The following is a 20,106-nucleotide window of genomic DNA, read 5'->3' as shown; positions in this document are numbered from 1 at the left end:
ACCACGAGGAAGGTCTTTCTCTATTCCCCGAAAACCTTCAGCTACATAACGAACTCGCCAACGGCTTACTTGTCCCCGTTCGATATTTAATGCTTCCGCAATTTCAAGATTGGTTTTTCCAWCTGCAGCCAAAAGAATAATTTTAGAACGACGGGCAATGCGTACAGAGCTTTTATTTGACGACGATAGACGTTTTAGTAGTTTTTGTTCCTGTTCACTCAGGCTTATCTTGGCTGCGACTCTCATAGATAGTATCCGTCCTTAGATGCTCTTACCTATAATGGCACAGCGAGATTATTTATGTTGTATTAAATGCAGCTCACTACACTAGAGCTCCAAAATATTTATCTTTATAAAGAATTATTTAAAATGCGCGAATTAACAGAACCAACAAGCCTGCCAGGCAGACAGGCATTTAAGTCTAAACTCAGCCCAGAAAATCAGAGTGATTCAAACTCGTCACCTAGCGCTTCATTTGCCTCACACCAAGTCAGGAGCGAAGGCAGCCCTCCAGAAAGGCAGATTAAAACAGGAAATATACCATCAGCAGAAGGAGTAACGAGGCTTCCTGCCCATTTTAAGCCCTTTGAAGGGCATGCCACCCCTAATAATAAATTAAAACTTATCAATTATTCCATAAAAAATAGGGAACAGCAGGAAAGCAACCCCCCCGAGCTTACATTCAGCGATCTTAACGATGATATAATTAATGAAATTGCAAGTTATCTGCCCAAGAGTGACTTTGATAATTTACGAGCTACCAACAGTAAATACGGTTTTTCCAAGGTGGCCGGATTACGAACAACCTATCTTGAAAGCTGTTTAAAAGCGTTGGCTGAACAATACTATGGTGATATTCAGGGTGAACTACGAGAAATATTTGCGAAAAAGGTAAAAGCCCATTTTGATTCAAATATGGATGAAGCTTTTGAATTGCTAAAACAACTGGTTCCTGAACAAGATTTCCCTACGATTCAGAGGTTATCACGAAAGAATGTACTTTATCTGTCATCCTTGTTTAGGATGTTTAGCAATAATGGCGATTTGGCCATAAACGTTGAAGATTCTACAGAGGGATACTGTGTTTTTAGTTCTACGCTGAGCTCGGATGATTTAATGCTGTATCAGTTTTTCCAAAAAGAGTCTGACAGCTACTGTCTTAAACTGGCCGATTTTAGCGGCGAGGATATCAAGATCCATGAACAAACTTATTCCCTGAAACTCGATTATTATCCACCATTTCTATCATTGCCCGATGGCAAAGTTGCTACCGTAGCCTCCCGTAATATACATATATTTGATCTGACAAAAGATAAATGGACGGACAAGACTAAAGTCTTAATAGGGCATTTTTCGCGACCGATAAGCGACCTATATGTAGTTTCAGGTTCAATAATTGCTGCCTGCTCAGGTTCATCTTGTAAGTTTTTTGACACTAATCGTCCAGATGGCCATGAATATATCAGGACGTTATTACATGGTGAAGATGAACAATTTGCTCAGTTCCATATTTTACCCAGTGGCAAATGGGTAACTTATGGACACAATGGTTTCCTAAAGATTTGGGACTCGAATAATCCCGTAGAAAGTGAATGTATAAATATTAAGGCCAGTGAATCCGTTCTGAGACAAGTTGTAAACGTAGGTCGCAATAAACAGGCTACACGTTGTGGTAGAGGAGGACTAAAGATTTGGGATTTGGATAATTCAAAGGACACGACGCCTTTAAGAATACTGCTCCCTAGCAATCTGACTACAAAGGTTAATCATCTTTTAGTGCTGCCTGATGGCCACTTGATGGCTAACATAATAACAGTAACAGAAGACAAAGATTACCTGAGTATATACGACCTATCCCAGCCAGAAGGAAAAGAGCTGATAAAAAAAATAGACTTAAGTAAAGGTGATACCATAGAAACTCTTCAAATACTGCCTGATGGTCGGATTCTAGCCATGGGCCGGGCACGATTATCCCATGACGGTAGAATATTATTGATTATTGACCCAAAGAAATCAGCAGGATCTGAGATCATCTCACGGAAAGTCCTTGACGAGGACTACCGAGCTGTAACTCCGTACGCTTTGCAAGTATCAAAACGGCTATCTCGCCTTGTAACGCCACACCCTAATTATATTCAAACCCTGAATTACTACAGTCTATTATGAATCTGGGCTCAAACTTTACAACGAGATGCAATACGTACTGAATTCCATCTCGTTTTTCATGATTCAATAAGTCAGTACACCACTGATGGTTTCATAAAGACGTGAAATAGAAGTATTACGGGTGGGTGTTACAAAAATGGTGTCATCTCCACCAACACAACCAAGAATGCCATCCCCCTTACCTAAGGAATCCAGCAATCGCGCAACAACCTGGGCACCACCCGGTGTGGTTTTAATAACAACTAACTGATCGTTGTAGTCTATATCTGTCACCAAACTGGCCAACGGGGCATCAATGGCCGGCACAATCATTTCATCAGGAACACAGTAAACGGTTTCTTTCTTTGCATTCCGAGTGCGAACAGCACCAATGTTATTGAGGATACGAGACACTTTTGACTGGCTGATGTCGTGGAATCCTTCCGCCTTGAGAGCATCCACCATTTCCTGCTGGTTGTGAAAATGGTGTTCACACAGCATCACCTTAAAGGTTTTTATCAGTTCAGAGTCCTGGGTACGCATAACAATCTCCTTACTTTCTTCGGAGCTGAAGCAGAGAGCTTTCACTCTCTGCTACGCCTGTTATTACATCGCAGCTACGCTCAGGCAAACCATGGACATTACTGCAAGAACCAGCAGCAGAGGCGCCATAAACTTGAACCATCGTACTATAGATATACGACCAATTGCCAATGCGGCAATTACCACACCAGAGGTAGGTGTGACCAGATTCACAAGGCCAGAAGCAGACTGATAAGCCGTAACAGCAAGATCACGACCGACACCGGCAAAGTCAGCCAATGGTGCAATGATGGGCATTGAGAACACAGCCAAACCAGAGGTAGATGGAATCAGGAAAGACAAGACGACGTGAATCCAGTACATCAGATTGATAAAGACGACAGATGGCGCATCAGCCAGGGCGCCTTCACCCCAGTTCAGAATCGTGCCGGAAATCATGCCGTTGTCCATGATGGTGCCGATACCACGGGCAATACCCAGCACCAGTACGACACCCAGCAGATCTTTTGCTCCTTCCAGAAACTTGTCGACAAACACTTCTTCGCTCATGCGATCAATGATGGCAACCAGGATGGAAGCAGACAGGAACAGGACGGACATTTCATTCATCCACCAGCCACCATAGGCAACACCCCAAACCATCACGGCAAAGGTCAGGCCGAAAATGCTCAGAATCAGTTTGTGTCTACCAGTAAACTCTTCGTCACCTGTCTTCTGACCGCCTTTTTCAAGGAAGTGCTTTTCGTTGCTTTCTTTCATGTCGGCAACGATTGAAAGCTCTGGGTTGTTGCGGATTTTTTTGGCGTAGCGCATCACATAGAAGCAGCCTGCCAGGAAACTCAGAGCCAGAATCAACAGACGCAATCCCATGCCTTGAGTAAACGGAATACCAGAAGCATCAGAAGCAATAACAGTGGCAAATGGGTTGATGGTTGAACCCAACACCCCGACCCCAGAGCCCACCAACACAATGGCTACGGCCACTGTCGCATCATAGCCAGCAGCAATAATCACTGGGAGCAGTAAGATATAGAACGGAATCGTCTCTTCCGCCATGCCATAGATAGTGCCACCTGCAGCAAAGCACATCATCAGCGCTGGAATCATCAGATGCTCTTTGCCTTTCATACGCACCACGGCACGGGCAATACCGCTATCAATGGCGCCGGTAGCAGTGATGACCATCAGATAACCACCAATAAACAGAATGAAAAGACCTAAGTCGATGGTCTTCTGTATTCCGGTAATGGGTGCTTCGATGATATCCAGAATGCCCTGTGGGTTGGCTTCAGCCGGTGCATAAGTACCGGCAACGGCCACCTCCCGACCAAGGGTTTCATTCATCGCCATATCGTATTGACCAGCAGGAACAATCCACGTCATCGCCGCCATAAAAGCGATAATCATGAACAGAATTGTATAGGCTGAGGGTAGCTTTATTTCGCTTATTGCCTTCATCACTCATTCCCCTTTTACTGAAAGAAAAGAACGAGACCCAGGCACTTCATTTGTTGATCTTTGTTTCTAAACCCGGGTTCGAGTTCCTCTGAGTGCAGTCTCCTTAATTGATGAAGGAATTTTGTTGATCTATATCAGGGTTATACCCGTCTGGTTTTAATGCATAAAAATCTGAAATAAACCCATTAATTATTTCCCATAGTGCATATTCACCCTGAATAGACCCGTAATTACTTATTATTGCGGATATTGCGACCATTCTATTCGTTATCAACATTGACTCACATCAATATTATTCAATTCGCAAAACGTACACTGAAATCCAACGACAGGTTAATTACAAAATTCAAGAGCATATCAATTCACTACTTCGTTATTGATTGATGTTGTTTATTTAGAAAGCAAGACCTTGTTTGGGGGTTTAAGATGGATAGGTTTTATGTAGGCTCTGAAGTCGGCAAACTTCGTAAAGTACTTCTGCATCGTCCACAATTGAGTCTAAAACATTTAACGCCAGGAAACTGTGAATCACTTCTTTTTGATGATGTGCTTCGCATTGAAAAAGCGGGCGAAGAACACGACGCCTTTCAAAAAGTTTTAACAGACAACGGTGTTCAGGTTTATTTGTTGACCCAGATGCTGGCGGAAACATTAAGCATGAGCAATGCCAAAAAATGGATTCTTGATCGCCAGATCAATAACTTCCGTTTTGGCGAAACCCTTGCCATGGAAGTGCGCTCTTATCTGGAATCTCTGGATAACCTTACCCTTGCCAAGCACCTTTCCGGCGGCTTAACCCTCGCTGAAATGGGCGCCACCAGCAAGAGTATGACTCTGGGCAGAATGACCGAAACAGACTTCCTGATAGAGCCAATTCCTAACCATCTGTTCACCCGTGATACCTCCTGCTGGATATACGGCGGTGTCTCCATGAACCCGATGGCGAAAGACGCCCGTAAGCGTGAAACCGTTCATCTTCGCGCCATTTACAAGTTCCACCCCATGTTCAAAAACTCCGAGTTCATTACCTACATGGGTGACGAAGACCTGAACTACGACAACGCCACCATTGAAGGCGGCGATGTACTGGTACTGGGTCGTGGCAATGTATTGATCGGTATGTCTGAACGCACTACGCCACAAGGGGTTGAGCAACTTTCCAGAGCACTGTTAAAAACAGGACAGGCAAAGAAAGTCATCGCCCTCGAACTGCCAAAAGCTCGTAGCTGCATGCACCTGGATACCGTGTTTACGCACATGGATATCGATTGCTTCACTTACTACCCAGACATCATGCGTGCCGATACGGATTGCTGGGAACTGACCATGAACGACCATGAACAGGTAGAAGCCAATCGCGTGAAAGATGGATTTACTAATGCCATTGCCCGTGCGCTGGATGTACCTGAACTTCGTTTGATTCCAACCGGCGGTGATGCATTTGAAGCCGAACGCGAACAATGGAACGACGCAAATAACGTCCTCACCATTGAACCCGGTGTTGTTGTCACCTACGAGCGAAATGTAAACACCATTCGCAATATGGAAGCAGCCGGCATCAAGGTATTAACCATTCCAGGTGAAGAATTAGGCCGTGGTCGTGGTGGTGCTCGCTGCATGAGCTGCCCAATACTGCGTGATGACATTTAATTAAACAGAACATTCAATTAATTTTAATTAACGTGCAAAACATTTTTTCAAAGGTGTTCAAAAGAACAGCGCTATTGCTTTGCACTTTTTTCAGGAACCATTTACAGGTAACTAACATGTCTTTCAATCTGAGAAACCGCAACTTTCTTAAACTGCTCGACTTTGAACCAAAAGAAATCCAGCATCTGTTGACCTTGAGCCTTGAATTAAAAAAGGCTAAGTACGGCGGTTATGAACAGCAGCGTCTGAAAAACAAAAATATCGCACTGATCTTTGAAAAAGATTCAACTCGTACTCGCTGTGCATTTGAAGTTGCTGCCTTCGATCAAGGCGCCAATGTGACTTACATTGGCAGTGGCTCCCAAATGGGTCACAAAGAAACTGTAAAAGACACCGCTCGTGTACTGGGTCGATTCTATGACGGCATCGAATTCCGTGGTTTCTCCCAGGATGCGGTTGAAGATCTAGGAAAATACTCTGGTGTTCCTGTGTGGAACGGCCTGACTGATCAGTGGCATCCAACCCAGATTCTGGCAGATTTCATGACCATGATTGAACACGGCGAAGGTCGTCAGTTGAATCAAATGTCCTTCGCTTATCTGGGCGATGCTCGCAACAACATGGGTAACTCTCTACTGGTTGGCGCTGCCAAGATGGGCATGGATATTCGTCTGGTAGCTCCAAAAGCCTTTTGGCCAGAAGAAAAATTAGTAGACGAGTGCAGCCGTATTGCTGAAGAAACCGGCGCTCGCATCACCCTGACTGAAGACGTTGCTGCCGGCGTGAAAGGTGTGGACTTCCTGTACACCGACGTTTGGGTCTCCATGGGTGAAAGCAAAGATGCCTGGGATGAGCGCGTAGCCATGATGACCCCTTATCAGGTGAACATGGAACTGATCGGCAAGACGGGCAACCCACAGGTTAAATTCATGCACTGCCTGCCTGCATTCCATAACGAAGACACCAAGATCGGTAAGGATGTGGCAGAAAAATACGGCATGAAAGGACTGGAAGTGACTGAGGATGTGTTTGAGTCCAAACACTCCATCGTCTTTGACGAAGCCGAAAACCGCATGCACACCATCAAGGCGGTGATGGTTGCCACGCTGGGTGACTAATCAGAGCAATTAATTAAACAACGCTTGTCGGGAAAGGGTTCTCCCCTTTCCCATGCTCAAAGAATTCATGACTTGGAAAAGAAACCATGAGAATTGTAATCGCTCTTGGTGGCAACGCTATTCTTCAGCGCGGCCAGCCTATGGAATGCCATGTTCAACGGGAAAACATCGCCAAAGCCGCTGCGGCTATTGCTCGTATCGCTAAAGATCATCAGGTGATTCTAACTCACGGCAATGGTCCACAAGTTGGCCTACTGTCTCTGATGAATGACGCTTATAAAAAGGTGACACCGTACCCGCTGGACGCTCTGGGCGCACAAACGCAAGGCATGATTGGCTTTATGTTTGAGCAGGAATTACGTAACCATTTGCCCGGCAGAGAAGTGTGCACCATTGCGACGCAGACTCTGGTCGATCCGCAAGATCCAGCGTTTAAAAATCCGGACAAATTTGTTGGCCCTGTTTACAGTAAAGAAGAAGCCGATGCGTTATTAGCCGCAAATCCAGACTGGTCTGTTCGACAGGATGGCGAATACTACCGTCGTGTCGTTCCATCACCTCAACCTGCAGGCATCCTTGAACTGGAATCCCTGAAAACCATCGCTGCTTCTGAAAACATCACCATGATTTGTGGCGGCGGTGGCGGTGTGCCGGTTTATCGAGCAGAAAATGGCATGCTCGAAGGCGTAGAAGCCGTTATTGATAAAGACCGCGCATCTCGACTTTTGGCAGAAGGGCTGGAGGCGGATGCCTTTTTGATTCTCACCGATGTTGCAGCCGTTGCTATCAACTTTGGTCAGCCGGACTCAAAAGACATTCGTCGTGCAACACCGGAGGCAATGGACGCTCTGAACTTCGCTGCCGGTTCCATGGGTCCAAAAGTTGAATCTGTCGTACAGTTTGTACGCAATGGTGGCAAGATGGCTGCGATTGGCTCACTGGAGCAAGCCGCTGAAATTCTGACGTCTGACTCTGGCACGGTCATCTCTAACGATGTGGCTGCAGGAATCACTTTTTACTGATCATGCTGGCTACCTGCCTTCTCAGGTAGCCGACTCATTTATTAGCAAAATAATTCAACCGCACCACCATCAATCGACCTGCCTGCATGGCAATCGGGTCAGATTCGTCTATAAATATATTTGTCTTATAACCGATTCTAACAATCTGACTTTCAGGCTCCTTTTTGTAATCGTGCTTCTGATGGTAGTGCTTTTTACATTAGTGGCTTGGCGGCTGTATATGCATATGCGCAATGTAGACACGGACTCCTTTTATGGCCTCAAAAGATTATTCTTTTTACATGTTATTTGGCTGTTGGCGACGCTCTCAAGTATGACCAATGCCGCCGATTTCACCTTCCCGGATTTAAGCACAATGGCAAGCATTGCTCTTGAGCATGGCGATGTACAAGCCATTGTCGGACAACGACATTTTACCGGTTCTCCCGTTCTGCAGTGGGATCCGCTATACAGTACTGACCATGCCACACCTGTTTTCCATGCCTATGGGTTCGGCGGCTCTGGGTTAACCCTCGCGCCCTCCGTTGCGCACTATGTTGCGGAAAAGGTGTATGAAATTCTTAGCGCTACTGACACCCCCAGTGAAGTACTCATACTGGGCGCTGGCTATATTGGCATATACGTAGCCTTGGAGCTCAGAAAAGCTCTGGATCAACATCATAAGTAGGACATCCCTGTTAAGTTAGTTGCTCACGCATTTCCAAAAGGTATCAGTGCCATTGATAGCAGTAAAGGTGAACCTGTATGGAGCGATAATTATTCCAGCATGACCGCCGGTGGCTGGGTGATGCCGGTTTCGATTGAACCTCTGGAAGACCATGCGTTGTGGTGCGAGCTGGTGCAGAATGCCCAGAACATCTGGCAACGTTACGTAAACACTCCGCCACTGAACGTCGCGACCCATATGACAAAAAGCCTGGTGTTTTACGACCAGCTGTTTAACCCGAAAGCGATGGAAGACAAATCAGGCATTCGGACAGTCAACATAATGTGTCCAATGAATCTGTACCCGGAGCAATCCGCTCAGAAGAATTTTTATCGTCTTAACTATCAAGGCTCAGGAAAAGAAGCAGGACACTTTGATCAGGTGGTTGAGTTCAGCAACATTGTTCAAACAGATACGGTTTCTGTGCTTCAGTACATGACAAAAAAACTTATAGAGAGCGGTGCTGAACTGATCCAAACAGCCCAACCCTTAGAGAGTTACCAACAGCTGAAGCCTTACTATGGGCATGGAAAGAAAACATTCACAATCAACGCCACAGGCCACGGTGCCCACAAGTTATTCAACAACAAGCCATCAGTACCCATTCGTGGTGATCTGGTGCTGCTCAGGATCCCTACGGATCAGTTAACGCCTCATATTAAAGAGATGAGTAACTACAGCTTTTGGGCTGGCGGCACACGCTATGTATTCCTGCGCTATTCACTGGATAAACAGTGGATGGAGATTGTACTTGGCGGAACCTTCATTTCCGGTGACAACGATCTGGCAGTAAGACCGGAAACCGTAAAAGACATCATCAGTTTCTGGTTAGATTTCTTCCATCAAGCGCCATCCAATGATGATGAGACTCAGAAGAGATCATTGCTTATAGAAGGTGTAGTGAACGCTATTTTATAAATTTCTGATGTCTTAATTCTACCTTAAGTTTGCTCAGATACGCTGACCGATACTATCCCCTCAGCATGGATTCAGTCAGCTTATGGCCTGCCAATTATGTAACCACGATATTCTGGATACCGTATCCAGTAAGGACGCCAAAACAAAAGAAACGCTCATTATTGTCATGTGTAATGCCTGTGGTTTTGTCCAGCAACAGGATATTCCTGATGAACAAGCACTCAAACAGTATTATCACGATGACTATCGTCAAGACTACAAAGGCCTCTACACCCCAAAAAACAAACACGTTTACCGTGCTGGCAAGGTTGCCATCGCACGCCTCAATTTTCTCAAGTCTGCCGGTGTAAACGGTGGTCGAATACTTGATGTTGGTGCCGGTGGCGGTGAGTTCACCTGCCTGGCAGGTATGTTTGGTTTTTCTGCATCTGGTGTTGAGCCTAACAAAGGTTATTCTGAATACGCTCGAAATGAGTATGGCTGTGACATCACCACTGGCGACCTGGACAATCTGTCAAGACAGGTTTCTGGACAGTATGATGTGATCACCCTGTTCCACGTTCTTGAACATTTGCCTAATCCACAGCAAGCCTTTGAAAAGCTCTACGGCCTGTTGCGCGAAGAGGGTCATGCGCTGATCGAAGTACCATGGATTGAAACCAATGACGCGTCTCCTCATAACATTTATTTTAAGGCACACCTTTACTACTTCAGTGTTGATACCCTGATCGCCGCTGCCAGTCCGTATTTTGATGCCATAATGATTGACATCAGTGGCAATCTGAAAATACTGTTCCGCGCTAAGCAAATGCCTTCAAAACTGCACCTGCCAGACGCCAGCTCAGTTGTCAGTATCAAAAAGCGCATGCGTAACAAGGGTTGGCTGGAGTATCTCCTTAAAGGCGGAGGGTTGCTAAAACCGTTCAAGCGACTGTTAAGCAGGCTGGAAGAACGTAAAGCCAGACACTGCTCACCAAGGCAAATTCTGGGTCAGCTTTATACATCATCGATTAACCAGTATCCGTTTACCGTCCGCTATAAAGCGACTGTCGCAAAAACGTCTTTGCACATGAAAAGCCATGTATGAATATTCTTCTAATAGAAGACGATGACCTATTAGCCAGAGGCATTCAAAATGCGCTGGCTGACGTCCATAACAGCATCAGTCTGGCTACCCGGGGTCGACAAGCCATACAACTGATTCGTGACCCCGCAACTTGTCCAGACATTATTATTCTTGATCTTGGCCTGCCTGATATGGACGGTATGGATCTTCTGCGGCAGATTAAAACCCATCAGAAAACCAGTACAAAAATACCGGTGCTGGTCTTAACAGCACGAGATCGCGTTGAAGATAAAGTGCTTGGACTGGACGAAGGCGCAGATGACTACCTTACCAAACCTTTTGAAGTTGAAGAGTTGATGGCACGCCTGCGTGTACTCGAGCGCAGATCAAAACCAGTGCTTGATGAGAACATTGCCATTGGCAATATCACTCTCAATACCGCCAGTTACACCATCAGTAAAGACGGTGAAAACTTTTCTCTGCCTCGTCGTGAATTTTCTATTCTCCTGACCTTAATGGAAAACCCCGGTCGTGTGTTCTCCCGGGAGCAGCTGATTGATCGGGTCTATGAATGGGATGAAGAAGTTTGTAGCAATTCGTTAGATGTCCATATTCATAATATCCGCAAAAAAACAGGTTCCGACTTTATTCGCTCCATACGAGGTGTGGGCTGGCTGGTTGTGAAATAGCGTATGCAATTAGACTCGATTCGTAAGTTTCTGATTATCGGACTTCTGTCAATTATGACGATGGCTCACGTGGTCATCATGGCCTGGAGCTATCATGAAACCTATCTGGAAGCAGAAGAATTACAGGATGCCCAACTGGCGCAATACTCAAGAGCATTGAGGTTGATGTTTGTCGGGGATTTGAACCCGGATCACCCTATTACCATTCCCATTCAGACAGCCCCGGAAGACTGGCAAGGCGACGCCGCAGGTACATTAGGTCACAAGTACGAAGGGAAACTGTTTTTTAAAATCCTCACGGCTGACCGACAAATTCTTGCCCACTCTGAAAACACGCCGGATTTTCTCGATGTGCCTCTACAATCAGGGTTCCAGAACTTTACGACCGATGGTCACAACTGGCGAATTTTTACCCTGCACATACCCAGCAAAAACAGTTGGATTATTACGGCACAGCGGGGTGATATACGCAGCGAAATGGGCGGCATTATTGCCTTGAAAAATATTCTCCCCTTTCTCTTTACCCTGCCTATTCTCTTTCTTCTGACCGGATGGCTGGTGAGCAGAGGGCTCAAACCGATCACCGTACTTTCTCATGAACTTGAACGACGACAGGCAAATGACTTACACCCAATCCCTATTAATCATCCAGTACAGGAGCTGTCGCCACTGATCAGTTCCACCAACCAACTACTCAAACGCCTTTCCGATGCTTTTACCCGGGAACGTCGATTTGTCGGTTATGCTGCCCATGAGCTGCGAACACCATTGGCGGGTATTGGTGTCCATTTACAGAATGCCAGTCATAAATCCGGTTTGGAGAAAGAAAACGCCATCGCTCTGTCACTGCAAGGCCACCGGCGTATGGTTCATTTAGTTGAGCAACTGCTGGCTCTGGCTCGAACGACACCCGATGCTTATTTTGCCCATTTTCAGAAAACCAACCTTTACACCGTTTGCCAGAAAGTCATTGCCGAACATATTCAGCTCTTCCTGCATAAATCACAGAAAATCACCTTGAACGGCGACGAGTCAATGAGTATTAACGGAGATGCAGCATGGCTCGAGATAATGATCAGCAACCTGATCAGAAACGCGTCGCTGTATACGCCTGAAGAAGGCGTTATTGCGTTAACGGTACGTCAATGCAAGAACCACGTTGTGCTGGACGTCGACGATTCAGGCCCGGGTATTCCTGAAGCTCTGCGCCAAAAAGTCTTTGATCGCTTTTACCGGGCTGACAGTGACCGCCACGCCTCTGGCGTTGAAGGTGCCGGTCTCGGGCTGTCTATTGTTACTCATATTGTTGAATTACATGATGCCAGTATTACCCTTGGCACCTCTCAATTGAGTGGCCTGAAAGTTACAGTGAGCTTTCCATAGAACCAGTAATACCTTGATGCTCATCACTTTGAAGGTGCCATATTGTTTGAGGCAAATCAGGCTCGGGAGGAATGACTCTTATCAAACTGTTGCAGGGGCTGACACTCACTTTTGCACCGTTCCCATAAAAGATTTTTTCTCCATAAAGTTCTTTTAAACCAAAGCGCCCTTTTTCAAACCAACCTTTCTCATCAGAATGCCCTGCAATAACAATCTCTTTTCCATTATTCTCAGAATATATAATGCCCATATTCCCATCAGGGCTGAATTGCAAATTCAAGCCATTAACGCGCCCCTTTATTTCAATAGAACCTGAAGAAATCCATTTGCCTTCATACTCACGACGAAGAAACCATATTTTGTTTTTTATATCGAACACACCATCCCTTACAATTGCCAGATTCTTACCTGCCCTGTCAAAATGAACATCTTTTATAACATTATCATTTCCCAAAGTACCGGGAATTAATATTTTCTCCCATTCATTTCCATTTCTGCGAAAATAAGACAAAGCCGGACCAATATGATTATACGGGCTAAGAATCATTATTTGATGACCGTCTTCAGAGAAAACTATTTTCATTTTATTTGCGATTCTAGGCATTGTTATATTTCCTGCCTTTGACCATACGCCAGATTTATTCGGCGTATAAAAAGACCATGTGTGATCATGATTAATAAACATTAGATTTCCGAAAGGACTGAAGTGAAAACCGTAAATAGTCCCAAATTTAATGTCAAATACACACTTCCATACCTTTCCTGGAGAATGCTGATAGATTTCAATATTATTGCGACGCTCTATAGCAACAATCCCAATATCTCTAGAAAAGCTTACCTGCACAGACTTCAGATAATCATCCCTTGTCAGATAATCATCCCTTGAGGGAGTAAGAACCACTGGCTGAATATTACCATTATCCTCTATTCTGCTAAATTCCACCGTCTTCGTCGCATTATCGAAGCGTGATATATAGCGACCATTTAATGAGGTGTACCCCACTGCCGTCCTGCTTTCAACACAAAACCACTGATCAGTTTCCGGCTGATAGATATTGATCTTTTGAATAGCACCGCCTGAGCCCTGCCTAAACGTACGTATAACATCACCACTTTTACTGGTAGCGTGTCGATATTTTATATCTTCTGATGTTACTTTAGGAATACTTAAGGTTTTTATAAGGGTTGCTGATAGTCTTTCTGCTGCATTAATTTTACTTCTGGTTTCTAACAAGGGTATACAGAGCTGCCCAGGATATAACTCCACCTCCTGACTGGCTGTTTTAAACTTCTTTTCGTGCAATAACCTGAATAGCTCATCATCCAATAAATTTGTTATCATTTTCCTGTTCTGAATTAAATGCTCCATACTGGCATTCCAGCTTTGACAAACAAATTTTGCATTTTCCAATTCATTATCACTGAGATTCAAACCAATTCGCATAAGAATTTCTTCAGGCAAATAACTCATTGCTCCAGGAAGATTTTTGGATAAAAACAACCTTGGTCGTGAAAAAAAATCAATAGTTGAAGCTTCTGAATCTTTGCCTTGAATCTGATTAGGCGTCTCTGCAACAGGAGAAACTAAGCAGCCATTAAAAGAGCCTGTCTTTAATAACTCCGATGACCCATTATTATTTAAAGGACTGATAACCGAATTAACACCTGAACTCGAAACACCATTATTATTCATTTTTAATCTCAACTTATTGTACTTTTTAAAACCGCGTAATTGTAAGCACAATAATATAGCTCAAAAAAAAAAACAAAACAGAGCTGTTAGGCATGCTAACCAAAACGATTCACGGGCTTGAAATCATAATTTTTTACATTCTGCCTGTAACCTTTATAATGCCAGCCCATTGAATCTAAGGAATGCCTGAAGGGATGAAATACCTGATCGTCGGTCCTTCATGGGTAGGGGACATGGTGATGGCACAGACGCTGTTCATCGCCCTTAAACAACAACATCCTGAAGCGATTATTGATGTGCTGGCGCCTGCCTGGAGCCTGCCCATCATCGAGCGTATGCCAGAAGTCCGCAGGGGTATTGATATGCCCTTAGGCCACGGCAAGCTTGGTCTGAAAGAACGCTACGCTCTTGGGAAAAGCTTGCGAAGTGAACAATACACTCACGCTATTTCTCTGCCGAATTCATTAAAATCAGCGCTGGTTCCCCTCTGGGCAAAAGCCAAACAACGCATCGGCTGGCGTGGTGAAATGCGTTATGGGCTGCTGAATGATCTGCGTATTCTGGATAAAGTAAAATACCCATTAATGGTGGAAAGGTTTGTTGCCCTTGGTTATCCGAAAGATGCCAAGCTACCAGATCCACTGCCCATTCCGGCATTGCAGGTGGATGACCAAATGGCCGCGAAAGCGCTGCAGCGTTATAACCTGAACACAGATATGCCGATTTTGGCGCTTTGCCCGGGAGCGGAGTTTGGCCCATCCAAACAGTGGCCGGCGGGGTATTATGCAGAAGTGGCAAGAACCCTGTGCGAACAAAGCTGGCAGGTTTGGTTGTTTGGTTCAGGGAAAGATCATGGGATCACCAGCGAAATCAAACACTGCCTACCGGATAACCTGCAAAACTATTGCCATAATCTGGCCGGTGAAACCACGCTGGCGGATGCCATCGACCTGCTCTCTTTTGCCAACGCTGTCGTCAGTAATGATTCCGGTTTGATGCACATTGCCGCAGCACTGAGCCGGCCACTGGTTGCCGTTTATGGCTCCACCTCGGCAGAACATACGCCGCCCATGAACAGTAACAGTGAAACCCTGTCCATGAATCTGGAGTGCAGCCCCTGCTTTCAGCGAGAGTGTCCGCTGGGTCCTCAGGATCACATGAACTGCATGAAACTGTTGTCACCAGAGTTGGTTCTGGCTGCTATTTCTCGTCTGACGAATGATCAGGCAGTAGCGGTGGAGATTCTCTCTTGAATCAACCTACCCGTGTTCTGATTGTTAAAACCTCTTCCATGGGCGATGTGATCCATACGCTGCCGGCGTTAACAGATGCCGCCAATGCCATACCCGGCATTCGCTTCGATTGGGTAGTGGAAGAAGGCTTTGCCGAAATCCCGACCTGGCACCCTGCTGTGGATAAAGTAATCCCCGTAGCCATTCGCCGCTGGCGAAAGTCGCTGCTGCAAACCTGGAAATCCGGCGAGTGGAAACAGTTCAAACGCATCATCGGTGCACAAAAGTACGACGCCATTATTGATGCCCAGGGGTTACTGAAAAGCGCTTTGCTTCTGCGTTATGCACAAGGACTCCGCTACGGGCTGGACAAAGATTCTGCCCGCGAGCCAATGGCGAGTCGGTTGTATCAGTTTCCACAGAAAGTTGAGTGCAATCAGCATGCGGTAGAACGAGTCAGGCAGCTTTTTGCCAAATCTCTGGGTTACACGGTTCCGGAAACACCGGGACAGTTTCTGCTGAACAAAGAGCAGTTTCCGTCCCAAATCGTGCAACAGAAACCGTATGCAGTGTTTCTCCATGGCACAACGTGGGCAACCAAGCACTGGCCTGAAAATTACTGGTGTTCGCTGGCTCAGAAGGTTAACCAGGCGGGTTTACACGTTGTGCTGCCCTGGGGTTCGGAAAAGGAACGAATCCGAGCGGAGCTCATCGCATCATCCTGCGCTAATGCAACGGTGTTGCCAAAACTGAAGCTGGCAGAAGTGGCCGGGGTCATCTGTGAAGCCAAAGCAGCTGTAGCAGTGGACACGGGCCTCGGGCACCTGACTGCAGCACTTGAAACTCCGGCGGTTTCTCTTTACGGGCCAACCAGCCCGGTAAAAGTTGGTGCCTATGGTACCGGACAAAAACACCTGACTCTCGAGCAGTGCCCTGCCGGGGAGTTCCCGGCAACAGAACCAGAAATATTCGCACCAATGACACCGGAAGTTGTGTGGCGCGCTTTTGAGCCACTTATTGAGACTCATTGAACAGTTGCGCTATTCACAGAAAGTACCTAAAGTTGCCGCTTTTATAATCTGATCGTTGGAATAGAGAATGTCCAAACTGGAGCAACTTAATACCATTTTGGCGGAACTGCTCAAACTGGATACCAGTGAATTTGATGAGTCTACCGAACTTCTGGGCGCTCTCTCGGAGTTTGACTCAATGGCTGTTGTTGGGCTGATTACCGCTATGGAAGAAACCTTTGGCATCGCCGTCAATGATGATGACCTGGATGCAGAATTGTTTTCTACTGTTGGGTCGGTACTTGCTTACATTGAGAGAGCCTCTCTATAGAGGCCTCTTGTAAAAATTATAGATAGAACATGAAAAACGGAAATGCATCCCCAAATGATACCAAAGCGACTTCTTACGCCAGATAATTTACTTGTGGAGATTAAAAATAAAGAGACTGAAGAATATCAGCGAAAGATTCCATTTGAAATTGACAACCAATTCGAGTCATTCAATATTGAACCCATAGGTGATTTACAAGGTGTAACAGATGAAGAAAAAGAAAGCGCAATCATCAGCTACCTAACATACGCTTTATACAAACTCCTTTCTTACCCTATTTTCAATGAAGATTTCATTCTTCATGGCAGTACCGCCATTGGAATTCATTTACAGAAAATACTTTTAGAAGAAAGAAACAAAAATCCACCATCTCATCAGATCCATAATAAAATCAAAAGCCAGGAAGAATTAGCTAAAACTGCCTTTCCTATGGGGCAGGAGCATTATAATGACTTCGATTATGCCATCAATAGCAATAAATCTTACATACCAATAATATCACAAATATTAAGTCGGTCACTTGGAATATACGGAAAACAGCCACAAGTTTTATTCGAACAAACAGCAATCCAAGAGCACAATGACTTTCCTAAGATAAGTCAATCAGGAAGTAACTACTGCCAGAAACTAGCGTGCACACAATCGCTACTTATAAAGATTCAGGGAAAAACAAAAATAAAAATAGATGTCACATTCCAACCTAAAAATATAATCAGACTACCCAATGATACTTTAAAACCTTATGATCTTGAATTTATAACAATAGAAAAGCAAGTTGGATCGCACAACATCTCTATAAAAATATGCACTTTAAAAAGATTGATATCAAATCTCCAAAACGCATATCTTCATACACATCAAGACATGACAAAGGAAAACAAATATTTAGTGAAATTAATGTGTTTAAGTATGCTGAAAGCACAGGGCATCACTGAACTGCCTTCCGGTATCACTTCTCTAGCAATATCACAAGCAATCGAAATACGAACACCAAAACCAAAGAAAATAAAAGAAGCATTTTCGATAAAAAAAATATCTCCTATGACTTCAATCCCAGAAAAACCAGAAACGGTATTCTCTGACAGTAGCTCACAAACTACCGTTAAAAAACTAGAAAACAAAGAAGTACAAACAACTCAAAAAGCCTCTCTTTCCATCAGTCCAACCTCCTACGTATCAATTCCAGAGGGGCGAAAACCCAAGGCTAGAACTTCAGGTGATATAATAGATGCTTACTATTACCACTCACCGAAAGATCTAGAACATAAAGAAGAGCATGAGCTAAAGTCAGGAGCAATAAGCTCAGAAGAAAATAATCTCGAAATGTATCAAACAATAATACCCAAAAAATACAATGCAGCAGAAATTGACAACACAACAATAAATCAAACAGAAAAACAAAGCACAAAAATCAAAGAAACCGAGAATACCAATAAAAAAACATTAGAACCAGACCACTCACCTAAAGAAATTAAATGCACGTTAAATAAAGCCAAGGAAAATCAATCAGAAATAATAGAACGCATAAAAAGAAATACAAAAAAAACCAATCACCGAGAGTTAAAAAACCTTATACTAAAAGACATAGTCGATCACCTAAACCTAATAAACTCGATACTTGAAACCAATAATAAAGAAAAAATAATCAGTCTAAATAAAGACTGGATAAAAATCCATAGCAACCTACAAGAAATTTCAACAAAACTAAAAAACTACAAAGAAACCAAGCTCCAAAAAGAATTGGCATATTCTATGTCATTACTATATGTAGCTTTTGATTTTTTTAACGCTAGAACATCCATAAAAATAGAGAGCATGTTAATCAAAACAAACGTCGCCACCCCAAAAGATTTGGAATACCAATTATTAATGCTATTTAGCACTTCGGTAGAGTCACTTAATAAAATGATAATTAATTCAGAGCGTCCAAAATTTTCACTAAACAAAGAAACTGAATTTCTAATTCTAGAAATATCTAAATCCATTGATCTAATCATCGAGATAATGACTGAAAGATCATATTCAAAGAAGTACCATAACAAGTTCCCTGTACTACTACCCGGTATTTTTGAAATAGTCTCATTCTTCCATACAGAAAACTGGGAGTTATACACCAAAATATTATTAACACATTTATCTCTATGCAGCGCTGATCAAACATACTTGAATCATAATAAAAAAAACCGATCCATGGTTGACGAAATATCACTAAAACATGCTCTGAAACATGCTGACAAAATGCATAGTGGCCGAAGTTTTATGCTTCTATCCAGTTTATATGTAACCTTACAAAAAGACTTTCCCCTGTGGGCTGCCAGAATACTTATACGCCATTTGAAGCTTATATGTCATAAGACTGAAACTGACTACCGTCAACTCGCTATAGATAGTTATTTTTGCGTAACCGAGACGCAAAAGGCAATCATCGATCAATATCATAGTTTGTCATGTATACCCATCCATACGACAGTATCCATTGAGCAAAAAGAGAAAGGGATTGAACAAACTAAAGTTCAGAAAAAGCTGAATACAGCCATAAGTGAGTGCCGGAAATTATTCTTAGAAGAACAAATAGACCTTGAGCTGTTCGAGCTGACAGACCCTGAACTGGAAACTCGCCTGAAACAATGGAATAACATAGAAACAGGCGAGACACCCTCTAACTCGGGGTGGTGTACTATCGCTTAGGAATAGTCCCTGAATAACTTCCCGATTTCAGCAGGTACAGGGCATGGCGACATAGTTCCATTTTGGCAAGAATTTATCGAACTGAATGGCCATGTTCTTTTTGAAGTCAGTGGCAYATTTACGCYCGGTTTCGAACACTTTGTCGATAATTCTTACAACCACTTTCAGCCCTTTGGTCGTTTCTGTTTTTTCTATGTAGTGCTTTGCCATCTCAACGGATTCCAGAGGAACACCTTTGCAGGCACGGGTGATATGCGGGAATACGCGATGCTCAATAGGGTTGTATTTCGAACAATACGACGGGTAATGAGCGATACGAATTCTCAAGTTCAGCCTGTTTGAAAGTGCCTGCAAATCCTCTTTGAAAAGATACGACGAAGCACTGTTACTGCCACCTCCATCACACAACATCAGCAGGTCTCCAACATTGTTATAGTCCACTTGACCTTGTTCT

18 protein-coding genes are annotated in these 20,106 nt (G+C 44.2%); 13 read left to right on the top strand and 5 right to left on the bottom strand.

What is annotated here, in order from left to right:
* A partial coding sequence (locus AKL11_RS05015) for a helix-turn-helix domain-containing protein (RefSeq protein WP_157673458.1) occupies positions 1-246 on the bottom strand: 246 nt, incomplete at its 3' end.
* A 66-nt stretch (positions 247-312) separates the two neighbouring features.
* Between AKL11_RS05015 and AKL11_RS05010 the strand changes: the two genes are divergently transcribed.
* Complete coding sequence (locus tag AKL11_RS05010; RefSeq protein ID WP_067515530.1) at positions 313-2,166, top strand: WD40 repeat domain-containing protein; 1,854 nt, start codon at positions 313-315, stop codon at positions 2,164-2,166.
* Positions 2,167-2,229: 63 nt separating this feature from the next.
* On the opposite strand, the gene argR is transcribed toward AKL11_RS05010, so the two are convergent.
* Complete coding sequence (gene argR, locus AKL11_RS05005) at positions 2,230-2,688, bottom strand: transcriptional regulator ArgR (RefSeq protein ID WP_067515965.1); 459 nt, start codon at positions 2,686-2,688, stop codon at positions 2,230-2,232.
* 63 nt (positions 2,689-2,751) lie between these two features.
* Positions 2,752-4,146, bottom strand: a complete 1,395-nt coding sequence (locus tag AKL11_RS05000; protein ID WP_067515529.1) for a YfcC family protein — start codon at positions 4,144-4,146, stop codon at positions 2,752-2,754.
* A gap of 426 nt (positions 4,147-4,572) precedes the next feature.
* Between AKL11_RS05000 and arcA the strand changes: the two genes are divergently transcribed.
* The 8 genes from arcA (at position 4,573) to AKL11_RS04960 (ending at position 12,698) form a co-directional block, all read left to right on the top strand.
* Positions 4,573-5,796, top strand: a complete 1,224-nt coding sequence (gene arcA, locus AKL11_RS04995; protein ID WP_067515528.1) for an arginine deiminase — start codon at positions 4,573-4,575, stop codon at positions 5,794-5,796.
* 116 nt (positions 5,797-5,912) lie between these two features.
* Entirely contained in the window at positions 5,913-6,914 is a 1,002-nt protein-coding gene (gene argF / locus AKL11_RS04990) for an ornithine carbamoyltransferase (RefSeq protein ID WP_067515527.1), read from the top strand.
* An 86-nt stretch (positions 6,915-7,000) separates the two neighbouring features.
* On the top strand, positions 7,001-7,936 hold the full coding sequence (gene arcC / locus AKL11_RS04985; protein ID WP_067515526.1) for a carbamate kinase: 936 nt from the start codon (positions 7,001-7,003) through the stop codon (positions 7,934-7,936).
* A gap of 313 nt (positions 7,937-8,249) precedes the next feature.
* Positions 8,250-8,603 (top strand): FAD-dependent oxidoreductase, encoded by a 354-nt coding sequence (locus tag AKL11_RS25025; protein ID WP_157673424.1) that lies wholly within the window; start codon positions 8,250-8,252, stop codon positions 8,601-8,603.
* A gap of 99 nt (positions 8,604-8,702) precedes the next feature.
* Positions 8,703-9,560, top strand: a complete 858-nt coding sequence (locus AKL11_RS04975) for an FAD-dependent oxidoreductase (protein WP_067515524.1) — start codon at positions 8,703-8,705, stop codon at positions 9,558-9,560.
* Positions 9,561-9,642: 82 nt separating this feature from the next.
* Entirely contained in the window at positions 9,643-10,647 is a 1,005-nt protein-coding gene (locus tag AKL11_RS04970) for a class I SAM-dependent methyltransferase (protein WP_067515523.1), read from the top strand.
* Positions 10,644-11,315: a response regulator gene (locus AKL11_RS04965; protein ID WP_067515522.1), complete on the top strand. Its 672-nt coding sequence runs from the start codon at positions 10,644-10,646 to the stop codon at positions 11,313-11,315. The genes AKL11_RS04970 and AKL11_RS04965 overlap by 4 nt, the downstream gene beginning before the upstream one ends.
* 3 nt (positions 11,316-11,318) lie before the next feature.
* Entirely contained in the window at positions 11,319-12,698 is a 1,380-nt protein-coding gene (locus tag AKL11_RS04960) for an ATP-binding protein (protein WP_067515521.1), read from the top strand.
* Here AKL11_RS04960 and AKL11_RS04955 read toward each other — a convergent pair.
* The gene (locus AKL11_RS04955; protein ID WP_067515520.1) at positions 12,679-14,391 is read right to left on the bottom strand and encodes an F-box protein; all 1,713 of its coding nucleotides are present in this window, start codon (positions 14,389-14,391) and stop codon (positions 12,679-12,681) included. The two genes, AKL11_RS04960 and AKL11_RS04955, sit on opposite strands and share 20 nt — an antisense overlap.
* A 194-nt stretch (positions 14,392-14,585) precedes the next feature.
* Between AKL11_RS04955 and waaF the strand changes: the two genes are divergently transcribed.
* The 4 genes from waaF to AKL11_RS04935 all read left to right on the top strand — a co-directional run bounded on the left by waaF (position 14,586) and on the right by AKL11_RS04935 (position 19,652).
* The gene (gene waaF / locus AKL11_RS04950; RefSeq protein ID WP_067515519.1) at positions 14,586-15,644 is read left to right on the top strand and encodes a lipopolysaccharide heptosyltransferase II; all 1,059 of its coding nucleotides are present in this window, start codon (positions 14,586-14,588) and stop codon (positions 15,642-15,644) included.
* Entirely contained in the window at positions 15,641-16,654 is a 1,014-nt protein-coding gene (waaC, locus tag AKL11_RS04945; RefSeq protein WP_067515518.1) for a lipopolysaccharide heptosyltransferase I, read from the top strand. Before waaF ends, waaC begins: the two co-directional genes overlap by 4 nt.
* Positions 16,655-16,721: 67 nt before the next feature.
* On the top strand, positions 16,722-16,964 hold the full coding sequence (locus tag AKL11_RS04940; protein ID WP_067515517.1) for an acyl carrier protein: 243 nt from the start codon (positions 16,722-16,724) through the stop codon (positions 16,962-16,964).
* A gap of 42 nt (positions 16,965-17,006) precedes the next feature.
* Positions 17,007-19,652: a hypothetical protein gene (locus tag AKL11_RS04935; RefSeq protein ID WP_067515516.1), complete on the top strand. Its 2,646-nt coding sequence runs from the start codon at positions 17,007-17,009 to the stop codon at positions 19,650-19,652.
* Positions 19,653-19,679: 27 nt separating this feature from the next.
* Here the strand turns inward: AKL11_RS04935 and AKL11_RS25875 are convergent.
* Positions 19,680-20,106, bottom strand: a 427-nt coding sequence (locus AKL11_RS25875) for an ISAzo13-like element transposase-related protein (protein ID WP_436404689.1), incomplete at its 5' end; no start/stop codon positions are given.

The organism is Endozoicomonas ascidiicola (genome assembly GCF_001646945.1).
Taxonomy (GTDB): domain Bacteria; phylum Pseudomonadota; class Gammaproteobacteria; order Pseudomonadales; family Endozoicomonadaceae; genus Endozoicomonas; species Endozoicomonas ascidiicola.
Note: the sequence above shows the minus strand (reverse complement) of the source record. Positions and strands in the feature narration are given on the sequence as shown.